At 67.7% G+C, this 18,287-nt stretch carries 13 protein-coding genes and 1 tRNA gene; 9 read left to right on the top strand and 5 right to left on the bottom strand.

Translation table 11 applies throughout. The annotated features are described in order from the left end of the window. Positions 1–196 precede the first annotated feature (196 nt). A complete protein-coding gene (locus tag IT359_20425) occupies positions 197–3,430 on the top strand; it encodes a SusC/RagA family TonB-linked outer membrane protein (GenBank protein ID MCC6931365.1) in 3,234 nt (1,077 codons plus the stop codon). Positions 3,431–3,442: 12 nt separating this feature from the next. Next, the gene (locus IT359_20420) at positions 3,443–4,801 is read left to right on the top strand and encodes a hypothetical protein (GenBank protein MCC6931364.1); all 1,359 of its coding nucleotides are present in this window, start codon (positions 3,443–3,445) and stop codon (positions 4,799–4,801) included. 155 nt (positions 4,802–4,956) lie between these two features. Here the strand turns inward: IT359_20420 and IT359_20415 are convergent, their stop codons facing one another. The 4 genes from IT359_20415 to dnaK all read right to left on the bottom strand — a co-directional run bounded on the left by IT359_20415 (position 4,957) and on the right by dnaK (position 9,783). Further along, positions 4,957–5,415, bottom strand: a complete 459-nt coding sequence (locus IT359_20415; protein ID MCC6931363.1) for a hypothetical protein — start codon at positions 5,413–5,415, stop codon at positions 4,957–4,959. Positions 5,416–5,717: 302 nt separating this feature from the next. Then, positions 5,718–5,799, bottom strand: a tRNA-Leu gene (locus IT359_20410). A 154-nt stretch (positions 5,800–5,953) separates the two neighbouring features. Beyond that, entirely contained in the window at positions 5,954–7,543 is a 1,590-nt protein-coding gene (locus IT359_20405) for a Do family serine endopeptidase (GenBank protein MCC6931362.1), read from the bottom strand. 302 nt (positions 7,544–7,845) lie between these two features. After that, complete coding sequence (gene dnaK, locus IT359_20400; GenBank protein ID MCC6931361.1) at positions 7,846–9,783, bottom strand: molecular chaperone DnaK; 1,938 nt, start codon at positions 9,781–9,783, stop codon at positions 7,846–7,848. A 195-nt stretch (positions 9,784–9,978) separates the two neighbouring features. Here dnaK and IT359_20395 point away from each other — a divergent pair, with 195 nt between their 5' ends. From IT359_20395 to ppk1, 7 genes are all read left to right on the top strand, one after another. Then, entirely contained in the window at positions 9,979–10,749 is a 771-nt protein-coding gene (locus tag IT359_20395; GenBank protein MCC6931360.1) for a rhomboid family intramembrane serine protease, read from the top strand. 48 nt (positions 10,750–10,797) lie between these two features. Further along, on the top strand, positions 10,798–11,118 hold the full coding sequence (locus IT359_20390) for a hypothetical protein (GenBank protein ID MCC6931359.1): 321 nt from the start codon (positions 10,798–10,800) through the stop codon (positions 11,116–11,118). Positions 11,119–11,160: 42 nt separating this feature from the next. Beyond that, on the top strand, positions 11,161–11,457 hold the full coding sequence (locus IT359_20385) for an ethanolamine utilization protein EutN (protein ID MCC6931358.1): 297 nt from the start codon (positions 11,161–11,163) through the stop codon (positions 11,455–11,457). A 206-nt stretch (positions 11,458–11,663) separates the two neighbouring features. Then, positions 11,664–12,407, top strand: a complete 744-nt coding sequence (gene deoC, locus IT359_20380) for a deoxyribose-phosphate aldolase (protein MCC6931357.1) — start codon at positions 11,664–11,666, stop codon at positions 12,405–12,407. Between the two features lie 164 nt (positions 12,408–12,571). Then, complete coding sequence (locus IT359_20375) at positions 12,572–13,189, top strand: DUF47 domain-containing protein (protein MCC6931356.1); 618 nt, start codon at positions 12,572–12,574, stop codon at positions 13,187–13,189. 3 nt (positions 13,190–13,192) lie between these two features. Further along, positions 13,193–14,227: an inorganic phosphate transporter gene (locus tag IT359_20370; GenBank protein MCC6931355.1), complete on the top strand. Its 1,035-nt coding sequence runs from the start codon at positions 13,193–13,195 to the stop codon at positions 14,225–14,227. A gap of 169 nt (positions 14,228–14,396) precedes the next feature. Further along, positions 14,397–16,616 (top strand): polyphosphate kinase 1, encoded by a 2,220-nt coding sequence (gene ppk1, locus IT359_20365; GenBank protein ID MCC6931354.1) that lies wholly within the window; start codon positions 14,397–14,399, stop codon positions 16,614–16,616. A gap of 16 nt (positions 16,617–16,632) precedes the next feature. Here ppk1 and IT359_20360 read toward each other — a convergent pair whose 3' ends face one another. After that, complete coding sequence (locus tag IT359_20360; protein MCC6931353.1) at positions 16,633–18,273, bottom strand: Ppx/GppA family phosphatase; 1,641 nt, start codon at positions 18,271–18,273, stop codon at positions 16,633–16,635. Positions 18,274–18,287 lie beyond the last annotated feature (14 nt).

Below are 18,287 nucleotides of genomic sequence, written 5' to 3'. Positions count from 1 at the left end.
ATTGACAGAGTGGACGAACGCCCGTAAAAAGGTGTCTTCTCGCGCGCCTCGTCTGGCGCACCTCCCCCCTCAACCACGCTCGCGGGCGACGTGTGTTCGGGAGTAGGTGCGTTTTCGACGTGTGTCGCGGGAGTTGTCGTGTTCGGAGTGTTGTGTTCGGTGTTGTGTTTCTCATCCACCTCATGCGGGAGGTCGCATGAACAGACTCGTTCGCTGGGGAGGAACGCTGGTCGCCGCGCTCGCGGCGTCACTCAGTGTTGCTTCCACGACGCTACAGGCCCAACAGGGCGGCGTCGGCACCATCGAAGGAACCGTGACCGATGCTGGCACGGGGCGCCCGATTGAAGGGGCCCAGGTCGGCTCGACCACGGCGGGCATCGGCGCGGTCACGAATGGGCTGGGCAAGTATCGTCTGACCAACGTGCCGGCCCGTTCCATCGAACTTCGCGTTCGCATGGTGGGGTACACCCCCGCCACCAAGACCGTCACCGTGACCGCCGGTGGCACCGCCACCGCCGACTTCGCGATCTCGCAGTCGGCGTTGCAGCTGCAGGCCGTCGTCACCACCGGCACCGCCGGCGCGACGGAGGTCAAGAAGCTCGGCAACTCGGTCGCCACGATCGACCCGCCCAAGTACGCCCCGATCGCCACTCCCTCGGAGCTGCTCCAGGGGCGTGAGCCGGGCGTCGTCGGTCTCTCCACCTCCGGCCTTGCTGGCGAAGGGATGAAGATCCGCATCCGCGGCAACGCATCGCTCACGCAGTCCAACGAGCCGATCGTCTTCGTCGACGGAATGCGCATCAACTCGGCTGGCTCGCAGACGGGCGGCTCGTCGATCTCCCGTATCGACGACATCGACCCCGCGACCATCGAGCGCGTCGAGATCCTCAAGGGCGCCGCCGCGGCCACGCTGTACGGCACCGAGGCGTCCAACGGCGTGATCCAGATCTTCACCAAGCGCGGCACGGCGGGGACGCCGAAGTGGGACTTCCAGGTCAACCAGGACATGTCGTCGTACCCGACGAACCGCCTGGATGACAATTACGGCTACGCCACCAGCGCCGCTCAGCTGGCACGGTTGACGAAGCTGTGGGGGCGTTCGGACCTGGCGCTCTACAAGCCCTTCTCCGAGCCGCTCCAGCGCGACTACTTCGAGACGGGGATGGCGACCACCGCCTCGGCCTCGCTCACGGGCGGGACGCAGAACCTGAACTACTTCCTCGCCGGTCGTTACAACAAGGACGACGGCCCGTTTGCGTCGCAGAAGCTCGAAGGGCTGGCCAACGACTTCATCCGTCGCAGCTCGGGGAACCTCAACGTCTCCAGCTTTCCGACCTCGAAGCTCCGCATCGGCGGGCGCGCGCAGTACGTGAACCAGTACGCCGATCGCCCCGAGTACGGCAACAACATCTACTCGCCGATCACGCTCCTTGGCTTCTCGAAGCCCGAGTTGGGGAACTGCGACTACTCGAACCCCACGGGCACCGATCCCGACTTCGGGATCGCCGGGCCGCAGAAGTGCAAGTTCGGCGGCAACCGTACCGGCTCGCCGGGCGCCTTCGGCACGCCGTTCGAGACCGGCCGTCGCACGGCGATCATCGCCGCCGACCGCTATCTCTCGGCGCTCGACGCGCAATACACCCCGATCCCGGAACTCTCGTTCTCCGGCACGCTGGGTGTGGACTACACGTCCGAAACGACGACGAACTTCGCCCCCTTCGGCTACAACGTCGACGGCATCATCGGCGACCACGTCCTTGGCTACAAGGGGATCTACCAGTGGAACGACCGCGAAGTGACGGTCGACCTCAAGGCCAACTGGCAGCGCGACTTCACCAAGACGCTGAACTCGCAGTTCATCGCCGGCGTGCAGGGCTTCATCTCGCGACAGAAGTTCCCCGGCTCCAACGGCTACGACTTCCCGGGCCCGGGCGTCGCCATCACCTCGGCGACTGGCGTGCAGTACGCCAACGACGGCGTGACGGAGACGGTGAACGGCGGCTACTTCGTTCAGGAGCAGCTCGGCTACAAGAACTACCTGTACCTCACCGCGGGCGCGCGCTACGACTACTCGTCGGCCTTCGGCAAGTCGGCCGCAGGCGTCGTGTACCCGAAGGTCTCGGTCTCGTTCGTCCCGACCGACTTCGCCGGCCATGGCTTTGGCCCGATCTCCTCGTGGCGCCTGCGCGCCGCCTGGGGGCAGTCCGGCCGTCAGCCGAGCGCCTTCGCCAAGTTCACCACGTTCTCGGCGGCCGGTGGCCCGGCGGGCGCTGGCCTTGGCCCGGACAACCTCGGCAACCCGGAGCTCAAGCCTGAGGTCGCGACGGAAATCGAGGGCGGTACCGAACTCGGCTTCCTGAACGATCGCTTCGGCATCGAGCTGACGTACTGGGATCGCAAGGTGAAGGACCTGCTGTACAACGTGCAGTATCCGCCGTCGGGCGGCTTCGTGAATGCGCAGCTGACGAACGTCGGGCAGCTCGACGCGAAGGGGTTCGAACTCGGCGCCAAGGGTTTCCTTGTCCAGACGCCGGGGCTCTCGATCGACGTGTTCGGCAACGTGGCGTACCTCAGCCAGAAGATCGCCTCGCTGGGCGGCGCCCCGAACATCAAGGTCAACCCGAACTACGCCCGCATCCGCGCGTTCATTCGCGAAGGCTATGCGCCAGGCCAGTGGTTCGGTGCCAAGGTCAAGAGCGTCGCGGCGGGCTCGCTCCCGTACGATGCCGGCATCATCACCGGCGGCAAGGCCAATGGCGTTGCCGCGACCGAAGCGCAGATGCTGGCGTACCTCGCCTCGCCGCGCACGTACCTCAACCTGTTCAACGGGTCGGTCATCCTGCTCGAGAACGGCCTCGAGAGCAACCTCGGCAAGCCGACTCCGGACTACACCGGATCGTTTGGCGGGTCGATGACGTTCCGTCGCAACTGGCGCGTCAACACGCTGTTCGAGTACAAGGGCGGCAACTACACGTACTGGTGCCTCATTTGCGGCTTCCGCAACGCCTCGCCGCGCGGCAACAACTCCGAAGCAGCGGCTCGCGTGCAGTCCACGCTCGAGAACCCGGCGTCGACGGCGCAGCAGCGCCTCGCCGCGGCCAAGGAATGGGTCTATGACCTCGCCTCGCTGACCCCGTACCAGGGGCTCAACGAAGTGTCCGACGGTTCGTTCGTCCGCTTCCGCGAACTCAGCCTGACGTACACCGCCCCGCAGTCGCTGGCGGCCAAGATCCGCGCGCGTGAGCTCGCGGTGTCTCTCACCGGACGCAACCTGATGTTGTGGACGAAGTACCAGGGCGTTGATCCGGAAGTCACGAGCACCGGGCGTACGCGCAACGGCAGCATTGACGACAACTTCCAGGATTCCATCGACGCGTTCGGCCTCCCGGTCCCGCGCCGGTTTGGCATCTCGGTCCGCCTCGGCTACTAAGGAGAACTCACCGTGAAGCACACCCCCACATTCATCGTAGGGACGGCGTCGCGGATCGGACGCGGGATCACCCTTGGGGCAGCTGCGCTGTCCCTTGGGGCCTGCTCGTCACTCCTCGATGTGGACAACCCGAACAACGTGTCGTCGACCGCGCTCGAAGTCCCGGCGGCTGCCGCTGCAATCCTGAACGGCGCGATGAACCTCACCGGGAACGGGCTGTCGTCGATGCTCAATTTCTACGTCCCGGCGACCGACGAGGCATACTGGGTCGGCTCGCGTGACGACTATCGCCTGCTCGATTCCGGCGAGTTCGGCATCAACACCAACGAGTATGTGCAGTCTGGCTACTTGAAGGTGGCCTCGGCGCGCTGGATGGCCGACCAGGCGGTGCAGAAGATCTCCAAGTTCAACGCCGACGGCGACCTGCTCGACAAGCAGCTCCTCGTGCAGGCGTACATGATCGCGGCGGTCAACTACATCAGCATTGCCGACAAGTTCGACGACATGGCCTTCTCCGACCGTACGGTCGCTGGGCCCAATTACGGCGAAGCCGGCATGGTCGCGCTGTACGATTCGGCGACCAAGTGGCTCGACGCGGCGAACTCGCTGGCCACGGGCGACAACAAGGCCTACGTGCTCGCCCTTCGCGCCCGCGCCAAGCAGAGCAAGGCGATCTGGCAGAAGCTCAATCCCGCCGGCACCACCCCAGCGTCGCCGCTCATCGGCGACGTGAACGGAATGGTGGCCGACGCTCAAGCGGCGCTCGCCGCCAAGAGCGGCGACTGGCGTTTCGCCATCCTGACCAACGACCTGAACCAGGGCGATGGCTCGGGTGGCGGCTTCGGGTTCGAGATGAACTCCCGCGTGGAGTACACGCCGAACCAGGACCTCGTGAACGTCGGGCCCAACAGCAAGCCGACGAAGGTCATCGCCGTGGACCCGGTCTCGGGCACCGTCGATGCCTCGGCGACGAAGCTGATCGGCGAGATTGTGTTTGCCAGCTCGGCGCAGATCAACTCGCCGCCGCTCACGCAGGCGTCGGCGCGCGAGATGCACCTGATCATCGCCGAGGCGGCGCTGGCGGCGGGGAACAACGCCGCGTTCGATACGGCGATCAACGCGCTCCGTGCGATTGATAGCAAGGCCACCTATGCGGGGACGCCGTCGCGTTCGGCGATCCTGCAGTGGGAGCGTCGCATCCAGCTCATCTTCCAGGGGCGTCGCCTGAACGACATGTACCGCTTTGGCGTGAAGGACCCGAAGTGGGTCTCCGCGTCGCTGGCGTTCAACAAGCCGGGGTGCCTGTTCCCGATCCCGCTCATCGAGATCGACGCGAACAAGAAGATCACCGGTACGCCGGTCTGCAAGTAACAAGTCGTTAGGCGGAAAACCGCCGAGCGATGTCAGGAACGACGCGAGGGGAGCCGAAAGGCTCCCCTCGTGACGTTTCCGGGATGTCGCAATTCCCAACCGAGATGCAGCGCGCGTTCTCCGCGCGCGGGCCAGCGTGCCAGCCAGGCGGCGGGCTACGTGCCGGGCGGCGTGGGGCGCGTCGGGGAGCCGGAGACGAGGCCGGTCGCCTTGGCGATGGAGTAGAGGAGGGCGACGCCGAGGGCGCCAAAGCCCGAACCGGCCAGGATGCTGCGAGAGCGGCTCAGCTTGCGCTCACTCATGAAACGCACGTCCTCGCGGTTCAGCTGCAACAGGTCGCCCGTCCACCGGGCCTCGGGCTCGCCGCGCCGGCGGAGCGTGGTGACGCGGAGGGCGACGCCGTCGTTCCCGTTTCGCTGGACCGCTCCCTCCACGTACAGCACCGAGGCGCCGATCGCGGGGGAGAGGCGCTCGGTCCCCGCGTCGGTGAGCTCCACGCGGACGATGGCGTCGTTGGGGAGCGGAGAGGTCGGCGCAACGTCGCGATAGCTGTAGCAGCCGCTGGCGATGAGGGCGCTGCCGACGAGCACTGCGACGCGGGCGGGGCGGGGCATGCAGGGGTGACTGAGGGAGCGGAGATAGTGCTGGCGTGACTCGGCGCGTCGTGACGTCGACCGGGACCAGCGGGTCCGATGCCGGAATCTACGGTCTGCGGGGTGGGGACAGAAGTCGGACGGGATGGGCGGCGAGCCCACTCACGAGATTCGCGCCGTCGCCGGGCGGTGGTGCGAGTGGCCCCAGTGACAGGACACGCCGGCGACGCTGTTCCCGTACGCGAAACCCGCCACGGTGGTGTTCGACGATGCACCGTCGTCCACCACGACCGACAGACGAAACACGTCCACTGTCTTGTCAATGCGAGAGGTGGGACTCGAACCCACACGCCTTGCGGCACTGGATCCTAAGTCCAGCGCGTCTGCCAGTTCCGCCACTCCCGCAATGCTCGAACACAATGCTCGAACACAGTGCTCTTTCCAACTGCCCAGCACAACGCCCGACAAGCTAACCGCCGCCACCACCCCCCGGAACGGACGAAGCCCGGCGCGCGTCACGCACCGGGCTCCTTGCTCCACCATTGCCGCGGTGTTGCCCCTACTCGCCCCCGACCTTCACCGAGACCACGCGCGTGCTCTGCTGTTGCGCGTTGTACACGAGGAGCGACACGTACTCGCCGGCGTTGACCTTGGCCACAGCGGTCTGCAGCTCGGCTGCGGTGCGGACGGGCTTGCGCGGGGCGGGGTAGATGACCTCGACGATGATGTCGATCCCGTTGGCGACAAAGAGCTGGCGCGCTCCGCCCTGCGGGTCCACGTCCATCACGCGAAGCCCGCGACGCTCCTCGGGAACCTTGGCCTGGCGGGCGAATTCGGCGCTCACCGGTTCCACGGTGATCCCCAGCTTGCTCGAGGTAGTCCCCGCCGAGGCGGCGGGTTCGTCATCGCCCTTGCCCTCGGCGCGCGCCACCTGCTGCGGCTCGCTAGGGGCCTCGGCGAGCTTCACCTTGAACGTCTTCATCTGCCCGTAGCGGTTCACCTCGAGCTCGACGGTCTCACCCGGCTCGTGCGAACGGATGATGCGCTGCAGCGTCCCCACGCGGTCGGCGACCTTGCCGTCGGCCTTGAGGATGATGTCGCCTTCCTGCAGCCCGGCGCGCCTGGCGGGGGAGTCGTCGGTGGTGTAGCCGCCCACCTGCACGCCGCGCACCTCGGTGAGCTTGGCGGCCGCGGCATCGGCGGCGCTCACGTCGCGAATGCTCACGCCAATCACCGCGCGGCGAATGCGTCCGTGCTTGATGAGGTCGTCCATCACGTCGCGCGCCAGGCCGATGGGGATGGCGAAGCCGTACCCCTGGTAGTAGCCGGTGCGTGTGGCGATGGCCGAGTTGATGCCGATGACCTCACCGCGAATGTTGACCAGCGGGCCGCCGGAGTTGCCGGGGTTGATGGCCGCGTCGGTCTGGATGAAGTCCGAGATGGCGTACTGGCTCTGGAACAGGTTGATGTCGGCGCTGCCGCGCCCCTTGGCGCTGACGATGCCGGCGGTGACGGTGTGCTCCAGGCCCAGCGGGTTGCCGATGGCCAGGACCCACTCGCCCACGCGGGCGTTGTCGTCACTGCCTAACGTGGCGACGGGGAGGCTCGTGGCGCCGTCGATCTTGATCACGGCCACGTCGGTCGTCGAGTCGCGCCCCACCAGGTGCGCCTTGAAGATGCGGTTGTCGGTGAGCTTGACGGTGAGCCGGTCGAAGTCGGCCACGACGTGGTTGTTGGTCAGGATGTACCCTTCCGGCGACACGATGAAACCCGAGCCGCTGGACTGCATGGGTTGCTCCTGACGGGGATCGAACTGCTGGAAGAAGTCCTCCAGCCCCGGGGGCGCCTGGCGGCGCTGGTTGGGGTTGCGCTGCTGCACGCGCTTGGGCTCGGAGCGCTCGGCCTCGATGGAGACGACGGCCGGGGTGACCTGCTCCGAGATGCCGACGAACGAGGCGTTGAGCGACTCCACGTTGGCGGGGGGCGCGTAGGCCGGGTTGCTGGCCGGGCGCAGGATCCCGTTGCGGGACTGCTGGGCGTAGCCAAAGCGCGTGAGGTCGAGCCCCGACGCGAAGACCAACCCGCAGGCGAAGGCGATGGCGACCGCGCCGGCGAGCTTCAGGCGAGAGGAAATCGGTGACTTCATCATGAGCACCAGAAGACGAGAAGATGCGAGCGAAGCGAGCAGCCCAGCGATGGCTGGGGCCCATCGAACGAGAAGAAGCGGGCGCTTTCCTTTCCTACGACACTAGTCACATCTGGTTCCCTGAAACGTTGCTTCTTCACTCTACGAAGAAGTCGCGAAGGTCGGTACCCGGTTCCGGGAGACCGACCTTCGGCGGGGGTGAGGCGTTCAGGGGCGCCTCAGCACGGATGGTGACCGCTCCGAAGGGTGGGGGGACCGTGGAGATGAAGCTACGCCCCCCACCCTCAACCGGAGATTACGCGGCGCTACGACTTCTTGGGTTCGTCGACGATCTCGTAGTCGGCCTCCACCACGTCGTCGGCCTTGGGCTGCTGGGCGCCGGCGCCGTCGGCGGCCGGTTCACCGGCAGGCGGCTGCTCACCGGCGGCCTGCTGCTGCGCGTAGAGCGAGCGGCCGGCTTCCTGGTACGCGGTGGACAGCTCGTCGAAGGCGGACTTGATCTCCGCCATGTCGTCGCCGCGGTGCGCCTTGCGGGCGCGCTCCACGGCGCCCTCGAGACGCGACTTCATCTCGGGGGCCAGGCGCTCGGACCACTCCTTCGAGTTCTTCTCCACCTCGTAGGCCAGCGAATCGAGGCGGTTGCGCGTGTCGATCTCCTCGCGGCGCTTCTTGTCGTCGGCCGAGTTCTTCTCCGCGTCGCGCACCATGCGGTCGATCTCGTCCTTCGACAGACCGCTCGACGACTCGATGCGGATCTTCTGCTCCTTCCCGGTGGCCTTGTCCTTGGCCGACACATGCAGGATGCCGTTGGCGTCGATGTCGAAGCCGACCTCGACCTGCGGCATGCCGCGCGGTGCGGGCGGGATCCCCGTCAGCTGGAACTTGCCGACGGTCTTGTTGTGGATGGCCAGTTCGCGCTCGCCCTGCAGGACGTGGATCTCGACCGTGGTCTGGTTGTCGTCGGCGGTGGAGAAGACGTCGGTCTTGCGCGTGGGGATGGTGGTGTTGCGCGGGATGAGCACGGTCATCACGCCGCCTAAAGTCTCGATGCCGAGCGAGAGCGGGGTGACGTCGAGGAGGAGGACATCCTTCTGCTCGCCGGTGAGGACGGCGCCCTGGACGGCGGCGCCGATGGCGACGACCTCGTCGGGGTTGACGCCCTTGTTGGGCTCCTTGCCGAAGAACTCCTTCACCGCGGCCTGGATCTTCGGGATGCGCGTGGAGCCACCGACGAGGAGGACCTCGTCGATCTCCGACGGCTTGAGCCCGGCATCGGCCAGCGCCTTCTTCATTGGCTCGAGGGTGCGCTGGATGAGGTCATCCACCAGCTGCTCGAACTTGGCGCGGGTGAGCGAGTAGTTGAGGTGCTTTGGCCCCGACTGGTCGGCGGTGATGAAGGGGAGGTTGATGTCGGTCGACATGGTCGACGACAGCTCGCACTTTGCCTTCTCGGCCGCTTCCTTGAGGCGCTGGAGCGCCATCGGGTCCTTGGAAAGGTCGATGGCCTGGTCGCGCTTGAACTCGCCGACCAGCCAGTCGATGACGCGCTGGTCGAAGTCGTCGCCGCCGAGGTGGGTGTCGCCGTTGGTCGACTTGACCTCGAACTGACGCGTGCCGTCGACGTCATAGAGCTCGAGGACGGAGATGTCGTACGTCCCGCCGCCCAGGTCGAAGACGGCGACCTTCTCGTCCTTCTTCTTGTCCAGGCCGTAGGCTAGCGCGGCCGCGGTGGGCTCGTTGATGATGCGGAGCACCTCGAGGCCGGCAATGCGCCCGGCGTCCTTGGTGGCCTGGCGCTGCGAATCGTTGAAGTAGGCGGGGACGGTGACGACCGCCTTGGATACCGAGTGTCCGAGGTAGTCCTCGGCGGTCTGCTTCATCTTCTGCAGGATCATCGCCGAGATCTCGGGGGGAGAGAAGCGCTTTCCACCCACTTCGACCGAGACCTGGTCGTTGGCGCCCGAGACGATGGCGTAGGGGACGCGCTTGGACTCCTCGGTGACCTCGGAGCTCTTGCGCCCCATGAAGCGCTTGATCGAGAAGACGGTGTTCTTGGGGTTGGTGACGGCCTGACGCTTGGCGATCTGCCCGACCAGGCGCTCCCCGTCCTTGGTGAAGCCGACGACGGACGGCGTGGTGCGCCCGCCTTCGGAGTTGGGGATCACGACCGGGTCGCCCCCTTCCATGACCGCGACGACCGAGTTGGTGGTCCCCAGGTCGATGCCGATAACCTTGTCTGCCATGATGGATTCTGGATGAGTAGGTGTTGCGGGCTCTGGAAGCCTCGCGCGCGTTCAGGGCAAGTCCGGGACCGGGGAAAGGCGTCAGAATGGCAGGTGGAGGGGAGATTCGCCGGGGATTTTGGCGGGTGCTTGCGATTTCGGCGGAGTGGCGCGAGGGTGCAGCGCGCAGAATCAGCCCCACGACCGTCCCCGGCCATGATCCCGCTCAGCGACGACAACCCGACGCTCGACACGCCGTACATGACGTACCTCCTCCTGGCCGTCACGGTGGGGGTGTGGGTCCTGGTGCAGGGGGGCGGGATGGACGCGACGCGCCTGGCGGCGACGGTCTGCGACCTGGGGATGGTGCCGGGTGAGGTGACACGGATGGCGCCGCTGGGCGAGGCGGTGCCGATCGGCCCGGGGATGGCATGCTCGGTGGACGCGCAGCCCATCAATGTGCTGACGCCGCTGATCTCGATGTTCCTGCACGGGAGCTGGATGCACCTGCTGGGGAACTGCCTCTTCTTCTGGGTCTTCGGGAACAACGTCGAGGACAGCATGGGGCATGTGCGCTTCCTCGCCTTCTATCTCTTGTGCGGGCTGGCGGCGGCGGGGGCGCACGTGGCGCTCGACCCTACCTCGCCCGTGCCGACAGTGGGGGCGTCGGGGGCCATTTCGGGGATCATGGGGGCGTACCTCGTCCTCTATCCGCACGTGCGGGTCAAGATGCTGATCCCGATCATCATCTACCCGCTCATCGTGCACATCCGGGCGTGGATCGTTTTGCTGTGGTGGTTCGGGCTGCAGGTGCTGAGCGGGCTTCCGCAGTTGATGTCGCTGCGGCGCGAGGTGTCGGGCGGCGTCGCGGTCTGGGCGCACGTGGGAGGCTTCGTGGCCGGCGTGGTGCTGATCCGCTTCTTCCAGGATCGCGAGTTCGTGCGGCGGCGGCGCGCGGTCTCCGATGCTCGGCGCGTCTTTGACTGACGGCGTAAGCCACTACCCCGTGGCGATGGACGGCTCCAGCTTTGGCGCATGCATCTGGCGCGCGTGATGGGACGCCTCGTGGCGACGGTGAAGCAGGAGACGCTGACGGCGATTCCGCTGCAGTGGATCCAGCCGCTCACCGCCACTGGTGAGCCGGCGGGGAAGCCCATCGTGGCGATCGATCGCGTGGGGGTGGGGCCGGGGGAGGTGGTCGTCTACATCACCTCGCGCGAGGCGGCCATGACGCTGGAGGAGCCGCTGGCGGCGGTGGACGCGGGGATCGTGGCCAAGGTCGACTGGTGCCACGTGGTGCCCAAGGGCGAAGCGGCGGCTGAAGGCGGGGTGCCCGTGCGGACGCTCGATGCGTAGCGCCCTCCGGTCCGGGCCGCTGACGCCTGCGGGGCGCTGACGATGTTCATCGCGCGCGTCGTGGGTGAGGTGGTGGCCACGCACCGGCATGGCGAGCTGGCCGGGCGAAAGCTCCTGCTCATCCGTCGCCTGACGACGGTGGGGGACGAGGAGGGGGCGGAGATTGTGGCGCTGGACGTTGTTGGCGTCGGGGTTGGGGAGCGCGTCCTTGTGGTGCAGGAAGGGGGGGCGGCGCGGTCGCTGTCGAAGAGCGCGCGCATCCCGGCGCAGGCGGTGGTGGTGGGGGTGGTGGATCGCGTGGACCTGGAAGACGGCGAAGTCCCGGAGGAGGGACGGTGACGGAGAGATTGCAGGCGTTGGCGCGCGAGATCGCGCGCGAGTTGGCGGCGGGGGATCGCGCCACCGCGGCCAACGCGGCTAGCGCGGCCAACGCGGCAAACGCGGCCAACGCGGCCAACGTGGCCAACGCGGCCACCAGCGCTGGCGGCGCCGGCGGTACACCCGGTGCCCCGCCCGGCGTCACCTTCGTGCGCCAGAACGCGCGCATGGCCGACTTCATCGATCATACGCTGCTCAAGGCCGAGGCGACCGCCAGCGAGATCGACAAGCTGTGCGACGAGGCCAAGGAGCACCGCTTCGCCGCGGTCTGCGTGAACCCGGTCTGGGTGCGCCGCTGCGCCCAGCGGTTGCGCGGCACCCCGGTGCAGGTGGCGACGGTGATCGGCTTCCCGTTAGGCGCCAACACCTCCGAGATCAAGCGACGCGAGGCGGCGCTGGCCGTGGAGCACGGTGCGACGGAGCTCGACATGGTGATCGCGCTGGGGCACCTCAAGAGCGGCGACTGGGCTCACGTGGCCGACGACATCGCCGCCGTGGTCGAGGGGGCGCAGGGGCGCCTGGTGAAGGTGATCATCGAATCGGCGGCGCTGTCGCCGGTGGAGATCATCAAGGTGTGCGCGATCGCCAAGGAGATGCGCGCGCAGTACGTGAAGACGTCGACCGGCTTCCACGCCGCCGGCGGTGCGAGCGCCGAGGCGGTGGCGCTGATGCGCCTCGTGGTGGGGGACGCGATGGGGGTCAAGGCGTCGGGTGGCGTGCGCGACTGCGAGGCGGCGCTCAAGATGATCGCCAACGGCGCCACCCGCATCGGGACGTCGAGCGGGGTCTCGATGGCCAAGTGCCTGGGGCAGGGGCCGCTCCCCCTCAACGACCTCCTGTCGCTGGCGTCGCAGCACTCCACGGGGTGTGCGACCTGCGCCACCGGGTCGCACGCAGCGGGACCGTACTGACCGGTCTCATGCGAATCGTTACGTGGTCGTGATGATTCGTCTGCCGCCGGGCTCCCCGGCGGCATATTTTTTTGTCGCGACGTGGCAACGTTTCCGTCACGGCGCTTGACCCGCGAGGCGACCGCTTCCGGATCGAAGGCGCCGCCCCCAGCTCGAGACCTCCCGTGGCTTTTCGCCTCATTCCGCGCGACGAAGGCTTCTTCGACCTCTTCAACGCGCTGTCGACCAAGCTCATCTCCTCGGCCTCGCTCCTGCGCGACATGTTCACCCAGCCCGAGCGGCTGGACGAGATCGCGGCCCAGATCAAGGAAGTGGAACACGAAGCCGATCACATCACGCACGAAGTCAGCACGCGCCTCGACAAGAGCTTCATCACGCCGCTCGATCGCGAGGACATCCACAACCTCACGCAGGAGCTGGACAACGTCGTCGACCTGATCGACGGGACGGCGCGCCGCGCGCAGATGTTCCACCTGAACGAAACGCGCGAGCCGGCCAAGAAGCTGTGCGAGATCCTCACGCAGTCGGTCCGTCAGCTGGAAAAGGCGGTGAACGCGATTCGCGACCCGCGCGCGGTCGCCATCGCCACGCGCGAGGTGAAGCGCCTGGAGGCCGAGGGCGACACCGTGTACCACAACGCGATGGGGCAGCTCTTCTCCGGGCGTCCCGACCCGCTCGACGTGATGAAGTGGAAGGAGATCTATGACACGATCGAGGAGACGCTGGACCGCTGCCAGACGGTGGCCATCGTCCTCGAGAGCATCTCCCTCAAGAACTCGTAAGCCGTGGTCACCTACGTACTCGCGATCGTGCTGATCGCGTTCGTGTTCGACTTCATCAACGGCTTCCACGATTCCGCCAACTCCATTGCCACGATCGTCGGGACGCGCGTCCTGAGCCCGCTGACGGCGGTGGTGTGGGCCGCCTTCTTCAACTTCGTGGCGGCGTTCACGGTGGGGACGGCGGTGGCGAAGACGATCCACAAGGGGATGATCGATCCGGCGATCGTGACGCCCAACATCATCCTCTCGGGGCTCCTGGGCGCGATCATCTGGAACCTGATCACCTGGTACTGGGGACTGCCGAGTTCCTCGTCGCACGCCTTGTTAGGCGGCTACGCAGGGGCAGCGGTGGCCAAGGCGGGGTCGGGGGCGATCATCGTGGCCGGGTGGACCAAGACGATCATCTTCATCTTCCTGTCGCCGCTCATCGGCATGGCGTCGGGCTTCCTCCTGATGACGGCGATCTACTGGACATTCCGCCACGTCTCGCCGCGCCGCGTGGACTCGATCTTCCGCAAGGTGCAGTTGGGGAGCGCGGCGCTGTTCTCGCTGTCGCACGGGGCCAACGATGCGCAGAAGACGATGGGGATCATCGTCGGGCTCCTGGCATCGGTGAACATGTCGCTGGCGGGGGAGACGGGGTGGGCGCACTTCCTCTACGTCCCCAACAGCGACCACATCCCGTTGTGGGTGGAGATGGGGGCCTACACGGCAATTGCCTCGGGGACGCTCTTTGGCGGGTGGCGCATCGTGCACACCATGGGGAGCCGCATCACCAAGCTGCGCCCGGTGGGGGGGAGCGCGGCCGAGACGGCCGGGGCCTTTGCGATCCTGCTGGCGACGCGCTTCGGGATCCCGGTGAGCACCACGCACACCATCACCGGGGCGATCATGGGGGTCGGGGCGACCAACCGCGTGAGCGCCGTCCGGTGGGGGATCGCCGGCCGCATCGTCTGGGCGTGGATCATGACGATCCCGGCCGCGGCGGCCATCTCGGCGCTGTGCCTCGTGGTGCTGGAGCGGCTGATCACGGTCTGACGGCGCGCGGGCGGCGGGAGCGAGCGCTCGCGCATCGCCGTACCGTGACACGCCGGTGACCATTCCGGCGTTAGCTTGGGAGACGAGCCTTCCGTGACGAGGCGTGCGCGGGCATGGTCATCACCATGCCCGACGCGATCGCCCGCACCTCACTCCCCGCGCCGCCTCCATGATCGAACACGCCGTCGCGCCCTCGCTCTACATCAACCGCGAACTGTCGTGGCTGGCGTTCAATGCGCGCGTCCTGCACGAGGCGCTGGACGAGCGCACGCCGCTTCTGGAGCGGCTCAAGTTCCTCTCGATCTTCAGCACCAACCTGGACGAGTTCTACCAGGTGCGCGTGGCCGGGTTGCGGCGCCAGGTGGCGGCGGGGGTGCAGCAGGTGCCGGCCGACGGGATGTCGCCAGCGGCACAGCTCGAGGCGATCGACCGTCGCGTGCGCGAACTGGTGGGCGACGCGCTGCAGTGCCTGCATGCGCGGCTGATCCCGGCGCTGGAGTCGCACGGCATCATGCTCGTCGGGATGGAGGCGCTTGCGCCTGACGAGTCGGCGGCGATGAACGCCTTCTTCGAGCACGAGGTCTTTCCCGTCCTCACGCCGCTCGCCGTCGACCCCGGTCATCCGTTCCCGTACATCTCGAACCTTTCCATCTCGCTGGCGGTGGAGCTGCGCGACCCGTCGCGCGGCGGGGAGCACTTTGCGCGTGTAAAGGTGCCGCGCTCGCTGCCGCGCTGGATCCCGGTGGGGGGCGGGCACCGCTTCGTTCCGCTGGAGCGGCTGATTGCCGCGCACCTCGACACGCTCTTTCCCGGGATGGAGATCCTGGGGTGCCACACCTTCAAGCTCACGCGCTACTCGGACCTCGACGTCCCCGCGGCCGACGAGCCGGAAGATCTCCTGGCCACCATCGAGGAGCAGGTCTTCCAGCGGCGCTTTGGCGAGGTGGTGCGCGTGGAGGTGCAGCAGGGGACGCCGCCGCACATCCGCCAGCTGCTCCTGGACGAGTTGCGCGAGGTGACGGAGCCCGACGTCCTCCCGCTCACGTCGCGCGACGTGCACGAGACGGGGACGCTCCTCGAACTCGGCGACCTGATGGCGCTGGCGCTGCTCGACGTGCCGGCGCTGCGCGACGCTCCGTTCGCGCCGCTCACGCCGCCGGAACTGCGCGACACGACGCGCTCGATCTTCGACGCCATCCGCGAGCGCGACATCCTGGTCCACCATCCGTTCGAGTCGTTCGCGACGTCGGTGGAGCGCTTCTTCGAGGCGGCGGCCGAGGACGAGCACGTGCTGACGATCAAGACGACGCTGTATCGCACGTCGGGCGACAGCGCGATCGTGCGGCAGTTGACCAACGCGGCGCAGCGAGGGAAGCAGGTGGCGGTGCTGGTGGAGCTGCAGGCGCGCGGTGACGAATCGAACAACATCACCTGGGCGCGCACGCTGGAGGACTTCGGCGTGCACGTGGCCTACGGGCTGTCGGGGCTCAAGACGCACGCCAAGATCGCCCTCGTGGTGCGCCGCGACCCCGACGGCATTCGCCGCTATGTGCACATCGGGACGGGGAACTACAACTCCAAAACAGCCCGCCTGTACACCGACATCGGGTTGTTCACCTGCCAGCCCGAGATAGGCGCCGACTGCACCGACGTCTTCAACCTCCTCACCGGCTTCTCGCGGCAGCGCGAGTACCGCAAGGTGCTGGTTGCCCCGGCCAACATGAAGGCGCGCTTCATCGAGCTGATCCGCCGCGAGGCCGAGCACGCGCGCGCCGGTCGCATGGCAAAGATCGTCGCCAAGATGAACGCGGTTGTCTCGCCCGACGTGATTGCCGCGCTGTACGAGGCGTCGCAAGCCGGGGTGGACATCGACCTCATCGTGCGCGGGATCTGCTGCCTGCGCCCCGGGCTCCCCGAGGTGTCGGAGCGCATTCGCGTGCGCTCGATCATTGGGCGCTTCCTGGAGCATTCGCGCCTTTTCTACTTCGCCAACGGCGCCGAGGAGGAGTTCTACATCGGTTCGGCCGACTGGATGCCGCGCAACCTGGAGCGGCGCGTGGAGGTCATTGTCCCGGTCGAGGACGCGGCGCTGCGGCACCGGATGTACTCGCTGCTCGAGACGTGCCTGGCCGACAATCGCCAGGCGTGGGTCCTTGCGGCTGACGGCACCTACACGCAGGTGTCACCGGGCGATGACGCCGAGCTGGCCACGCATCGCAAGCTACTGCGCGACCCCTGGGGGCTGGAGCGCGCCGATTCGCGCTACACCACGGCGGAGGTGCGCGCGGTGACGGCGCTGGCGGCGGCCGCGCCGGCAGCCGCAAACGGCGATGCGCCGGCCGCGCCGCCAACGTCGCGCGGCAAGGGGAAGCGCACCAAGCTGCGTTAGGCTCGGCCCGCGGGCGCTACTCGCCGTCGCCGTCCTCGTCGTCGCGCCCCTCGACCACGGTCCCGTCGGGGGCAACGATCTCCACCGGCACTCCCACCAGCGACTCGAGCAGCGCCGCTTTGCGCGACGCCCCCCACAGTTCGAGGCGCAGCACGCGGGCGCGCGGGTCGGGGACGGCGGTGATGCGAATGGCGCGATCGGTCCAGCGCACCTTCACGCGCTGCACGCCGCCCACGTGTCCGCGGTCGAAGCCGTCAGCGATGCGGAGCAGCGCGGCCAGGCGCACGATGCGCTCGCGCGAGGCGCGATCGAGCCGCCCGAAGTTCTGGTGCTTGCGCCTGGGGGGGGCACCGCGATGGTAGCGCGCCACGTTGGCCACGATCACCTGCTCCACCGGCGACATCCCCAGCAGGTCGGCGTGCAGGATGAGGTGGTACGAGTGCTTGTGATGCTGGTCGTAGTTGATGTGGTAGCCGATGTCGTGCAGCAGCGCGGCGTCGGCGAGCGCCTGGCGGTCGTCGGCGGTGCAGCCGATGCGTGCCCCCACCGCGTCGAACAGCTGCAACGCGAGGCGTTGCACGTGCTGGGCGTGCGGGGCCTCGTAGTGACAACGCTCGGCCAGCGTGCGCACCGAGCGCCCGCGCGCCTCGCCAGGGTCGGCGGGGAGCGGCGTCACGTCGGCGCACTCCAGCAGGAGCCCCTCGCGGATTCCGTACGCCGAGACCACCAGGTCGCGCGACTCGGTGCGCGCCATCACTTCGGAGGCGACGACGAGGCCGGCAAGGATGATGTCCGACCGTCCCACGTTGAGCCCGCGAATGTGCGCGCGCTCGTCGGGGGAGCATTCGTGCACCAGGTCGATGATGTGCTCGAGCTCCTCGCGCGGGACGCGCGTTCCCTGCACGCGCCCGGCGGCGCTCGTCGTTCCCTGCCGATAGAGATAGATCCCGGCCAGGTTGGTGAAGGTCCCGCCAGAGCAGATGAGTTGCGAGCCGCGCCAGTCGCGCAGCGGGAGCGCCTTGCGGATGGCGTCGCGCACGTGCGCGCGGAGCGCGCGGACATCCTTGCGGCGCGGCGTCAGGCCGAGGAACTGTTCCGTCATCCGGATGGCACCGTAGGGGAGCGAGACGAGTCGGTCCAGCACGCCGTCGGCGCTCATGGCCAACTCCAACGATCCGCCGCCGATGTCCATCACCACGGAACGACCGCGGGCGAGGTCGAAGTGGGCCACGGCGGAGCGAAAGGCGAGCCGTGCCTCGTCCTCGCCGTGGAGGACGCGAACGCGGAGCCCCGTGTGCCGCCTGACGAGATCGACGAACTGCTTTCCGTTGGTGGCGTCGCGCACCGCGCTCGTGGCCACCGCCTCGACCTTGGCCGGGGCGTATTGCGCGGCGAGCGTGGCCATTCGTTGCAGCACCTCGAGCGCGTGCTGCATGGCATCCTCGTCGAGGTGCCCGGTGCGATCGAGACCGGTCCCCAAGCGCGGCGCGGCCTTCATCTCGTCGAGGACGCGGATGCGCCCTTCGAGCGAGACATCGGCGATGATCTGCCGGATGGAGTTGGAGCCGATGTCGATGGCGGCGAGCCGCGTCCCGTGCTCGGGGCGTGGGGCGCTGGCGCGCAGCGGAATGACGCGCGGTCGAACGGGAGAGGCCATCGCGGGTGAAGGGG

The sequence above is a fragment of the Gemmatimonadaceae bacterium genome, from assembly GCA_020852815.1.
Taxonomy (GTDB): domain Bacteria; phylum Gemmatimonadota; class Gemmatimonadetes; order Gemmatimonadales; family Gemmatimonadaceae; genus SCN-70-22.
Note: the sequence above shows the minus strand (reverse complement) of the source record. Positions and strands in the feature narration are given on the sequence as shown.

What these genes read in the sequence shown, in the direction of transcription:
- IT359_20425 (MCC6931365.1), top strand. Translation starts at nt 197, where the DNA reads ATGAACAGACTCGTTCGCTGGGGAGGAACGCTGGTCGCCGCGCTCGCG.
- IT359_20415 (MCC6931363.1), bottom strand. Translation starts at nt 5,415, where the DNA reads ATGCCCCGCCCCGCCCGCGTCGCAGTGCTCGTCGGCAGCGCCCTCATC.
- IT359_20405 (MCC6931362.1), bottom strand. Translation starts at nt 7,543, where the DNA reads ATGATGAAGTCACCGATTTCCTCTCGCCTGAAGCTCGCCGGCGCGGTC.
- dnaK (MCC6931361.1), bottom strand. Translation starts at nt 9,783, where the DNA reads ATGGCAGACAAGGTTATCGGCATCGACCTGGGGACCACCAACTCGGTC.
- IT359_20395 (MCC6931360.1), top strand. Translation starts at nt 9,979, where the DNA reads ATGATCCCGCTCAGCGACGACAACCCGACGCTCGACACGCCGTACATG.
- IT359_20390 (MCC6931359.1), top strand. Translation starts at nt 10,798, where the DNA reads ATGCATCTGGCGCGCGTGATGGGACGCCTCGTGGCGACGGTGAAGCAG.
- IT359_20385 (MCC6931358.1), top strand. Translation starts at nt 11,161, where the DNA reads ATGTTCATCGCGCGCGTCGTGGGTGAGGTGGTGGCCACGCACCGGCAT.
- deoC (MCC6931357.1), top strand. Translation starts at nt 11,664, where the DNA reads ATGGCCGACTTCATCGATCATACGCTGCTCAAGGCCGAGGCGACCGCC.
- ppk1 (MCC6931354.1), top strand. Translation starts at nt 14,397, where the DNA reads ATGATCGAACACGCCGTCGCGCCCTCGCTCTACATCAACCGCGAACTG.
- IT359_20360 (MCC6931353.1), bottom strand. Translation starts at nt 18,273, where the DNA reads ATGGCCTCTCCCGTTCGACCGCGCGTCATTCCGCTGCGCGCCAGCGCC.